The sequence below is a fragment of the Curtanaerobium respiraculi genome (assembly GCF_024609215.1).
Taxonomy (GTDB): domain Bacteria; phylum Actinomycetota; class Coriobacteriia; order Coriobacteriales; family Eggerthellaceae; genus Curtanaerobium; species Curtanaerobium respiraculi.
Genome location: NZ_JANIPD030000004.1, coordinates 42,075 through 52,566, shown reverse-complemented (window position 1 = coordinate 52,566; position 10,492 = coordinate 42,075). Strand labels below are relative to the sequence as shown.

Sequence of the window (10,492 nt, the reverse complement as noted above, 5' to 3'; positions counted from 1 at the left end):
GGTACCGCACCGGCGACGAGGGGCGCTTCTGGCCCGACGGCACCATCGAGTTCCTGGGGAGGCGCCAGTCCCAGCAGCAGGTGAAGGTGCGCGGCCACCGCGTGGAGCTGGGGGAGATCGAGGCGGCGTGCGTCGCGAGCGGGCTAGTGCGAAGAGCAGCAGCCATCTTGGCGGATAAGCGGGGACTCAAGGCACTCTTCTGCTTTGTGGTACTTACCGATGGCAGCACGCCAGATCAGGTGGAAGGCGCTTTGGCCGAACGCCTTCCTTCATATGCCCAACCGCGCGTACAGGCTATAGCGGATCTACCGGTGACGGATAACGGGAAGACGAATAAATCGGAGCTGATCACACTTGCGTTTCAGGCGATGGACGACCGCCGGTCCTCCGACCCGCCCCAAGGGGAAACGGAGCTCTGCCTAGCAGGCCTCTGGCGGGATACCCTTGGATGCGCCCAGGTGGGGCGCCATGCCAATTTCTTTGAATTGGGAGGCGATAGCTTGCGTGCTATGCGGCTTATAAGTGCGGTCGAAAGCACTACAGGGGTGAAATTACCGTTGCGCGCATTAATGGAGGGACCCACCGTCGCAGAAATGGCTGCGTGGATCGAACAAAGCGGGATTTCCGATTTTGAGGAAGGCGTTCTGTAGTGGACAGTATAGAGAAGTTGGTATACACCTTGGAAAAGCGCGGTGTTGCCTTGGAAGTCGTCGACGATGCGTTGAAGTTCCGCGCCCCCAAGGGCCTGCTTTCGGGTGACGATATTGCTACCATGAAGGCCCGCAAGACCGAGCTCGTCGAATACCTGCGCGCTAAGAACGCATCCCTTGATTGCGATAAAGAGCATCGATACGATCCGTTCCCGCTTACCGATATGCAGCAAGCCTATGTGATGGGGGCTACCGATGCCTATCGCTTTGGCGGTACGTGCTGCCATGGGTATATGGAAATTGCGGTACCCCATGTTGATCTGGACCGGATCGAACGTGCGTGGGGCAAGGTCATCCACAAGCACGATTCCCTGCATTCGGTGGTGGATGCCGCTGGTTTTCAGTATGTGCTCAAAACATATGAGGTGGAAGGATTCAATGGTCGGTCGTTCTCGACAGAGCGTGCATACCAAGCAGCGATTGGGCGCAGTCGCAGGCAATTGGATCATAAGCCATATGGTTGCGGTACGGCTAAGCACGCAGATCTTCATGTTAATGCGTGTGAGGAAACGGGGGAGGCGACGCTGCACCTTTCAATCGATCTGATGATCTGTGATTTTTTGAGTATCACCATCGTATTGAGGGACCTTGCGGCGTTCTATGATGACGAACGTCGCATAGTCGATGAACCCCGTTTGCTTTTCAGAGATAGCGTTATTCGTGCACAGCGTGCCGTTTCTCCTCAGCAAAAGGAACAGGATGCCGCTTTTTGGCAGGACCGTGTCGAAAACCTTCCCGGGCATCCGGAGCTTCCCCTGCTCAAGGATGCTGATACGCGTCATGGGGTGCGATTCGATCGGAGTCATATGGTGCTCAGCCGTACGGCATGGGCATCGCTTCGCAACCACGCTTCTTCACAGGGGGTTACCCCCTCGGTTGCCCTGCTCACCCTGTATGGAGCAACGCTCGCAGAATGGAGCAGCCAGCGCCGGTTCTCGATCAACATGACCACGCTGAATAGGCCTACCGATGATGAGCGTGCTCTTGCGGTTGTCGGCGATTATACGTCGATGGTCCTGGCGGAGATGGATTGCGAGGTTTCGCGAAGCTTCGTTGATGTGTGCCATCGTACGCAAGAGCGCTTATGGATCGATCTCAGCCATCTGCAGACCGGCGGTGTTGCGATGCTGCGGGAGTTTTCGCGCCGCCGACGCATGCAGCAGGCGTCAGATCTTATGCCGATCGTGTTTACGAGCAGTGTGGGAATGGGTGTTGAAACCGATTTCGGCACGGCTCGCGGGTTATTTGAAGAATCCAGGATACGGGGAGGTATCTCCCAAACGCCTCAAGTGTGGATCGATTGCCAGGCAATGGAGTGGAACGGGGAACTGGTTATCAACTGGGATGTGCGTCGCGGCGTCTTCCCGGAGGGTATGATCGAAGAGGCGTTTCGCCTGTTCGAATCATGTACACGGCAAGCTGCCGAACAGGAGGCGTTCTGGTCGCGCCCGCTCGGCGACCGGTTCTCGTTTGAGCTTCCCCCCAAACGGAGTGCCTGCAATTCCGTGCAACGTAGCGGCGCGCCGCTCACGTTGCCTGCGGCATTTTGCGAGCAGGCTGCGATACGTCCGGAAGCTCCCGCGGTGACCACGCAGGGCAAGTCGTATACCTATCGTCAGCTTTTCCGCGATGCTTCGTATCTCGCACATCAGCTACCGGAAACGGGATCGGTCGCGATTATGATTCCGAAAGGGTACGAACAGGTTGTTGCCGCGGTGGGAGCTGCATTGGCGGGGGTATGCTATATCCCCATCGACCCCGATCAACCAATAGCACGGCGCGATACGATTATCGCCGACGCTCAAGTTTCGGTTATCCTTGCATCCGCGGCCCACCCTCTTGAGGATGTGCCCGCAGGGGTTACGGTGCTACCTGTCGAAGGGGATATCGATCGGCTCGTTCCCCTCCCATCGAGTGTGGATCCCGATCAACTGGCATACATTATTTACACATCGGGTTCGACGGGTACCCCCAAGGGTGTGGCCATGAGCCATCGTGCGGCCATGAATACCATTTCCGATATCAATGCGCGAATTGGCGCCAATGAATCAGATGTGGTTATCGGCCTTGCAAACCTGACATTCGACCTTTCCGTCTACGACATTTTCGGAACGCTTTCATTTGGGGGAACGCTCGCCCTGCCGGATCCCCAAGAAGGGGCAAATCCCCTGCATTGGGCGCGGATCATCGAGCGTGAGAACGTGACGATCTGGAATTCCGTTCCGCAACAGCTTCAAATGCTTTCCAACTGCTTAGATGATGCTTCGGCTCCTGATGCGTCGTCATTGCGCGTCGCCCTGCTTTCCGGCGACTGGATCCCGGTGGGGCTTCCGGATGAGATCCGGTTCAAGATCGCCGGGCTCCAATTGCTGAGTCTTGGCGGAGCAACTGAGGCGGGCATCTGGTCGGTCTATCATGCGATCGATGTTGTTGCGCCGGATGCCCCGAGCATTCCCTATGGGCGACCTCTTTCGAATCAGCAGATGGATGTTGTTGACACAGCATTGCGCTCGCGTCCTACGTGGGTGCCCGGCGAGATCATCATCATGGGCCGGAGCCTCGCCCAAGGATATGCGGGCAATCCTGAACTTACGGCGGAGAAATTCTGCATGCGTAATGGCGTGCGTTGCTACCTTACGGGCGATATCGGCAGGTACCTGGGCAATGGGGAAATCGAGTTCTTGGGTCGCATGGACCAGCAGGTAAAGCTACTGGGATATCGTGTTGAATTAGGCGAAGTCGAAGCGGCACTGGTCTCAAGCGAGCTTGTGGGCGAGGGCGCTGCCGTAGTGGTGGGGGAAGATAAGCGCTTATGCGCGGCGGTTGTTCCCGCCGTGCGTCCCTCATCTTCCCGCGAGGACCTTACGGCGCTGCTCGCTGGCGTAGAAGAGGACGGGTTGGCGTCGTCCTCCCTCCCGTGGGAAAAGCTTGATGCATACCGGAAAAAGGTCGATGAAACGGCCCTGTGCGCCATTGCCGCGCTTCTTTCCCACGCGGTGCAGCAACGCACCTTCACGAGCGATGATGCCATCGCTGCGCTCCAAGTACGCGATACCTATCGTAATCTGGTCAAACGCTGGCTTGCTGCGCTTGTTGCACGGGGATGGGCCATACGCAGCGAAGACCGGTTCACGCTCGGAGAAAAAGAGTGGGGGTGGGATACCGACGACCGTTGGGAGCAGTTGCGGAACGTGGGGGTGGAAGCGGGGTATCGCGAAGAGCTCGTCGAGTACCTTCGCTTAAGTTGCCAATCGCTGCCCTCTTTACTGAAAGGGGAAAAGCAGGCGCTCTCGTTGCTCTTTCCGCAAGGTGACACGCATATTGCCCAGGCGGCCTACGGAAAGAACCCTCCTGCGGAGTTTCTGAATACGCTGCTGGCGAAGCTCGCCCTTCGCCTGAGTGATCGCAATCAGGCCATGCGCGTGCTGGAAATCGGCGCCGGTTCGGGGGGAAGCAGCGATGCTCTCATCGCTGCGCTTGACGGCCATTGCAAGCGCTATTGGTATACCGATGTCAGTCCCTTCTTCTTCCAAGAAGCTCGCGAGCGATACGGGCAACGGGAGTGGATCCAATACGCTCGCCTCGACATCAACGAGGACTTCCTTGAGCAGGGCTTTGATCAGAATTCATTCGATCTCGTTTTTGCGGCCAATGTCCTCCACAACGCTTCCCATATCGAAGAAGCTCTTTCCCGTATTAAAGGCCTCATCGCACCAGGCGGCGCGCTTGTCTTTATCGAGGCGACGGTTGAACGGCCTTCGATGATGGCGAGCATCGATTTTCAAAAATCTCTGAATGCCGGTTTTACCGATGATCGCGCTCGGTTCGGTTCCCCGTTCCTCTCCGCTGCCCAGTGGAATGAAAAATGCCGCGCAGCGGGGTATGATGAGGTTGCCTGCCTACCATCTCAACAGCTTCGGGATGCACTGTGCCAAGGTCTATTCGTCGCCCAAGCTAAAGGGGCACGCGCCCGCTTTACCGGCGAGGAAATAAAAGAGCAGGTGAGCGGTATCCTTCCCTCCTATATGGTCCCCGATATCATCCGCGTTCTCGATGAGCTTCCCACCACGAAGAATGGCAAGGTCGATCGCAAGCGGTTGACGGCGGAATGTGAGCGGATGTGCGCTTCCGCAGCGACTTCGATTGCCGAATCGATGGAAGAGGGGAGCTTAGAGGCTCGGATCGCCCATGCCTTCGAAGAGGTACTCGAGTGCAGAGGGGTTGGTCCCGACGATGACTTCTTCAACCTCGGAGGCGATTCGCTTCAGGTCACCCGGCTCATCGGCGTATTGCGCAAGTCCATTCCCGAAGCAAATAGATGCGAATGGGAGCGATTGCTAAGGGGCGTTATGCGCAATCCGACCGTTTCGGGGATCGCCCAGACGATTACGGGCGGGAGGAAGCAGGGGCAAGCCTCCGGCAAGCAGGGGTGCTATGTCGCTCTGAATAAGGCCTCAGACGAAGGCAAACTGGTATTCTTCCACGAAGGCACGGGGACCCTTAACGCGTATAGCCACCTGCTTAACCTCATCGGCGAGCGTACTCCCGCTTGGGGCTTCCAATGCGACGATCGCGCTGCATACGAAGCTATGGATGCCCATACGCTTATCCAAGATCTTGGCGCGCGATATGGGGAGATCCTCGAGCAGAGGGAAGATCCTGCCAAACTGACGTTGGTAGGGTTCTGCATGGGTGGCATGATTGCGATGGAATCCGCCCGCTATCTGCTTGAACGGGGGCTCTCCGTAAAGCGGCTTATCATCATCAGCGGCTATGGATATCCCTTCATCGTGGATGATGATATCCTTATCGAATTCTTATTTGCCCAGCAAAAGCATGCGGATGTCCAGGCGCTAGGCTATGATTCTGAGAGCCTGTTCGATCTTGTCACCGCTTCGCTTAAGCGGGATCCGACCCATCTTGCCGTCGGTTCTGCTGATCAGGAAGCGCCCGCATGGTTGCAGACGCTCAAATGCACACCGCAAGAGCAACGGTTGCGCAATATCGTTTCCTACGCAACGGATGACGAAGCGGGGATCGCAAGCCTCGTTGCTCAATATCCGTTCTTCAGTAAATGCACCACGGCGGTTTCCCTTCATCGTCCCGAGCCGTATTTCGGCGATGTGACCTACCTGGAAGTTGCCGATCAGGAGAATGGGTTCACCGTGCTTGGGAATAGCGCGCGCGATTTCTGGGAGGATCTTGTATTGGGCGATCTGTCGATTCACCGGATCTCGGGGCGGCATTTCACCTGCCTTTCCAACCAGTATGTGGAAGACGTGGCTGCGAAAGCGGGGTTGCTGTGATTGGCATTATGGGTGCAAATGGAGCAGTAGGCAGCGCCGCTGCGCGCTTGCTTCAGGATCAGCAGGTAAAGCTCGGTTCGCTCACGCAAGGCGCGAGGGTCGATGCATCCTCGAAAGATTCGCTTTGCAGCTTTATGGAAGGTTGCGATGTGGTTCTGAACTGCATCGGTCCCTCGTGTGAGTTCAGCCAAGGTATCGCAAACGCAGCTGTAGATGCGAACGTGCCTCTTGTCGATGTTGCGGGTGAGGCTCCACTTGCGTATGCTATCGATAATCTGAAACCCGAAATCCCCCTTATTATCGGAGCGGGGATGCTTCCCGGGCTGAGCGGTCTGGCCCTGCGCTATCTCGTGGATATCTCACCTGCGGCGAAATGGGGGGTCACGGCGTTTTCCGGCGGCTTGCAATCGGTTTCTCCTGCTGCCAGCCGCGATCTGATAGCAAGCGTTGCCGAACAAGAGGGATATGGGCTTGGGGGCTGCGCGCTGCGGAACGGCGAGATCGCTCAAGCGCCTCGGAGCGAGTCCGTGCCCCCGCAAGTATACCCGGCGGGTTCCACCGCCTATCCGTTTCTCACCGAAGAGGCGCGCGCGCTTGCTGGCGAGCTTCACATACAGAACCTTACCTGGAGCAACGTACTGGTGGGCGATGCGATGAAGCAGGTGATGACACATCTTCAGGGTGCTGATAAGGATGAGGCGGCTGTTAAATTGCAACTTGCCTCGAAAGCGAGCCTTGTTGCGGCACAGGAGTTCTATGCCATCGTGCTTGCGTCTTCCGATGACGCGTTGGTGATCACCGCCATTGACGGGTACGGCCTCACCGCCCAAGTAGCTGTTCTTGCCCTGCGTGCGATCTTGGACGGAATCGTAGATGCGGGTGCCCATTTCGCCTGCGACGTCCTCAACCCTGCCCGGGTCCTTCGGGCGGTGGATGATGCGGGATTCGCTGCGGTTTCACAGGTGCGGCCCGATGCATTGTATGAAGCCGAAGAGGGTGCCCTATGAGAATCGTTGTAGCGGGGGCGACATTTGGCCGTGTGTACGCCGAAGGTGTCCGCGCATCGCGCCACGACCTGGTGGGAATCGTCGGCAGAGGGGGTGCTGACTCCCAAAAGCTCTCACACGAACTGGGGGTGCCCTGTTTTCCTCCCGAAGAAGTGCCTACCGATATCGATCTCGCTTGCGTTGTCATACGATCGGGGATAACGGGAGGGGCGGGTAGCGAACTTGCACGCGCATGCATTTCAAAAGGGATACACGTTGTGCAGGAGCAGCCAGTTCACCTTCGCGAAATGATCGAGCTGATGGCGGCTGCTAAAAAGGCCCAGGTCCACTATTCCGTCAATGCGTTCTACCCCTATCTGCGATCGGTGGCGGCGTTGATATCCGCCACGAAACAGCTGAGGGGCCATGAGCCGATCTTGCTTATCGAGGCGACGACAAGCCTTCATGTTGCGTATCCGTTCGTGAATGTGCTTGGCCGCTTGGCGGGTGGCCTCAAGCCGTTTTCGCTGGCGTATGAAGGTCGCTTAGGGGGGTTCGAGAGGCTGTCAGGTACGGTTTCGGGCGTGCCGGTGAGCGTTAATCTGTATAACGAAATGAGCTATACCGATCCGGATAATTACGCTCCCGCATTCATGCAGTTTCGCGTATATGTTCCCAGCGGCGTGCTCGCGTTAAACGACGTATTCGGTCCCCTGCTCTGGACGCCGCGCCTCCATGTCGATCGCCGGGATTTCGAGAAGAACGTCGAGGGCGGCGTGGAGGTGCTCGAACCGCCCGCTGCTTCTCATGGGGAAATGCTTGCCCAAGAATGGGCGGATGGGGTGAAAACGATGCTCGATCTGTTTGAGGCGCATGCTCATGAGCCCGCGCGTCTGCAATATCAGATTGCTGCCTGTACGGCTTGGCAGAATATGACGGCTCAACTTCCCCCGGCGGGAACGGACGTTCCGTCGGATGTCGAGCCAATGGGCAAGGGGTTCTATACGGGGCCCGCCTTCCGGGTTGGAACTATAAGAACGATGATGCAAGGAGCATTTTGATGGCTGCAGCAGCATACGATGATGACCTGTTTTTGTACGAGGTATCGGCGGTGGAGCATTGGAAAACCCGCGGGCCGATCCTGCAGAAAATCCTTTCCGAATACTGCCCTTCTACTGCCGCGGTGGTGGATATCGGATCGGGAACGGGATTGACGATAGCAGCAGCCCATGAAGCGCTGCCGTATGCCACCATCAGCGCCGTGGAGCCTTCAGATGGAATGCGCGCCGCGCTTGCGGCCCGCATCACGCAAGGTGCGCTCGATGGCTGCGTAACGATCTTCGAATCGATTGGCGAGCTGCCAGATGCCGCATCTTCGGTCGACGCCATACTCGCCTTTGGCGTTTTAGGGCATATGGAAGCGGACGAGCGGACGGTTTTTTGGCAAACGGTTCGCCGGCTTCTGTCCCCGGATGGTGTGGTGGTTGTTGAACTTATGGGCGTGGAGCATCCCACCTATGTTCCCAGGCGACTTGCCGGTCAACGCCGCATCGGAACACGCAGATACGAATCGTGGATATCCGGCGAGCCGGCGGCCGGCGACGAAATGACCTGGAGGACCATTTACCGTATCATCGACGATCGCCATACGATTGACCAGCATGAGGTTGTCAGGACGTGGCATACGTTCGGACTCGATCAGCTTTCCAGGGAAGCGGGAGAGGGCTTTTCCTGCACAAAGAGGGGCGAGGCTATCTACGTGGTGGAGTGGGTGTAGTACATGCGATATTCAGACGATATGTTCCCGTTAACGGATGAAATTCCCACGTTGCCCAAGCGTCTATACTGCTTTCACCATGCCGGGGGCAGTGTGCTCGCGTTTCGAACGTGGCTGCGACGCTTTTCGGGGGTTGATACCATCCCGGTTGAACTTCCAGGCCACTATTGTTCGATCGGCCAAGCATGTTCGGTTGATTTCGATAGCACAGCACATGCTATCGCCCGAGGCATCGCGACTCTGGGAACGTCTGGCGCATCGTTATTCGGCCATAGCCTGGGATGCGCGCTTGCCTTCCAGGTGGCTGTTATCCTGCGATCCGAATACGATTCGCCTCTCGAACAGCTTATCGTGGCGGGCCGACATGCGCCGTGCGACCAGGATCCGATAGGCTATAGGACGTCGCAGGGTATGGGGGCACTTAAAGAGGAAATGGTCCGGATTGGGGCCACGCCCCGTGAAGTGATTGACGATCCCGCATTTTCGCAGGTCTTCTTGCCGATTATCTATAGCGATTACCGCTTGCATGAAAGCTATCGGTACCGTGGGGAACGTCTTGATATCCCCATCGTTGCGCTGGCGGGCATGCATGATATGGACGCTAATCCTCAGGCGATGCTACGCTGGAGCCTTGTCACATCGGCGGATTTTAGTCAGTTTTCCTTTCCGGGCAGCCATTTCTTCCTGTACGGGGAAAGCGCTCCGAAGGTTGAGCGCTGTATCGCCGATCAGCTTTCGCAGCGTGCGGTGGCATGCTGATGCAGCCATGATCTACGTGTTCACCGACATTGCACGGTTCGATGATGCATCATGCGAAGCCCTGCTTCCCCTGCTGCCTCCTTCGCGCAGAGGCAGGGCGCTTCGCTATCATCACGCGATCGACCGGCGACTGTGCGTCGCATCCTGGGTGCTCTTCGCCTATGCCTTATACGACGAATTGGGATGGTCGAACGCGCCCATCCCCTCCTACGGCCCTTGGGGGAAGCCCGCCATCGCGGGCATATGCTTTAATATCTCGCACTGCCGAAGGGGGATAGTATGCGCTCTTTCCGATTCCGAAATCGGATGCGATATGCAGCAGATCGATGCCGACGCTTTTGCCGATCTGGAACTGGCAAAAATGGTGCTGACCGGCCACGAGCTTGAAGCGGTGCGCACCTGCGCTCAACCGCTGCACGCCATGGCAAAGCTGTGGGCTGCGAAGGAAAGCTTGGGAAAGCGCGATGGGCGCGGCCTGCCTGCAGCCCTTGACACCGATGTATCCGGCTTGCTTTCTTGCGACATCCTGCATTTCGGCACATTTGACGTGAGGTGCCAATGGGTCGCGGACGCCTGTGTAGCCGTCTGCGGCAACGGCGCCGTGATGCGCGAAGCTCCTCTGATCGTCCCCTATGCTGATCTGGTTGGATACGCATCAAAATAGCCAAGGGGAAGGCGGGGCTGGACGCGGGCGATGATGCCGAGCAGATGGCGGCGCAAGCCGCAACGGCTTTCCCATGCGATTCCAAGCCGATATCTTGCCGGTAAAGTTGCAGCGTCCTGCTAATGCGGAGACGACGGCGGCAGGTGCCGGCTATCTTGTGGGACTTTCAACGGGATTCTGGGACGGTATGGGTGGGATTCGCAGCAAACGGATTATCGATGATCCGTCCATGCCTCGCATGGAGGCGTCAGACCGAGAAAAGCTTCTTAGGGTGGGCCGATTGCGTGCGT

General features: G+C 57.5%; 7 protein-coding genes. All 7 read left to right on the top strand.

Annotated elements, in window-relative coordinates; genetic code table 11:
* On the top strand, nucleotides 1-650 hold a 650-nt coding region (locus NOV21_RS03190), incomplete at its 5' end, for a phosphopantetheine-binding protein (RefSeq protein ID WP_283171757.1).
* Nucleotides 650-6,016 carry a non-ribosomal peptide synthetase gene (locus NOV21_RS03185; protein WP_283171428.1) on the top strand — a complete coding sequence of 1,789 codons (5,367 nt, stop codon included), beginning with the start codon at nucleotides 650-652 and terminating at the stop codon, nucleotides 6,014-6,016. The genes NOV21_RS03190 and NOV21_RS03185, both read left to right, overlap by 1 nt.
* Nucleotides 6,017-6,165: 149 nt before the next feature.
* Nucleotides 6,166-7,023: a hypothetical protein gene (locus NOV21_RS03180; RefSeq protein ID WP_283171427.1), complete on the top strand. Its 858-nt coding sequence runs from the start codon at nucleotides 6,166-6,168 to the stop codon at nucleotides 7,021-7,023.
* Complete coding sequence (locus NOV21_RS03175) at nucleotides 7,020-8,063, top strand: Gfo/Idh/MocA family oxidoreductase (RefSeq protein ID WP_283171426.1); 1,044 nt, start codon at nucleotides 7,020-7,022, stop codon at nucleotides 8,061-8,063. The genes NOV21_RS03180 and NOV21_RS03175 overlap by 4 nt, the downstream gene beginning before the upstream one ends.
* Nucleotides 8,063-8,779, top strand: a complete 717-nt coding sequence (locus NOV21_RS03170) for a class I SAM-dependent methyltransferase (RefSeq protein WP_283171425.1) — start codon at nucleotides 8,063-8,065, stop codon at nucleotides 8,777-8,779. Before NOV21_RS03175 ends, NOV21_RS03170 begins: the two co-directional genes overlap by 1 nt.
* Before the next feature lie 3 nt (nucleotides 8,780-8,782).
* A complete protein-coding gene (locus NOV21_RS03165) occupies nucleotides 8,783-9,538 on the top strand; it encodes a thioesterase II family protein (protein ID WP_346428546.1) in 756 nt (251 codons plus the stop codon).
* A 313-nt stretch (nucleotides 9,539-9,851) separates the two neighbouring features.
* Nucleotides 9,852-10,202, top strand: a complete 351-nt coding sequence (locus NOV21_RS03160; RefSeq protein WP_283171424.1) for a 4'-phosphopantetheinyl transferase superfamily protein — start codon at nucleotides 9,852-9,854, stop codon at nucleotides 10,200-10,202.
* Nucleotides 10,203-10,492 lie beyond the last annotated feature (290 nt).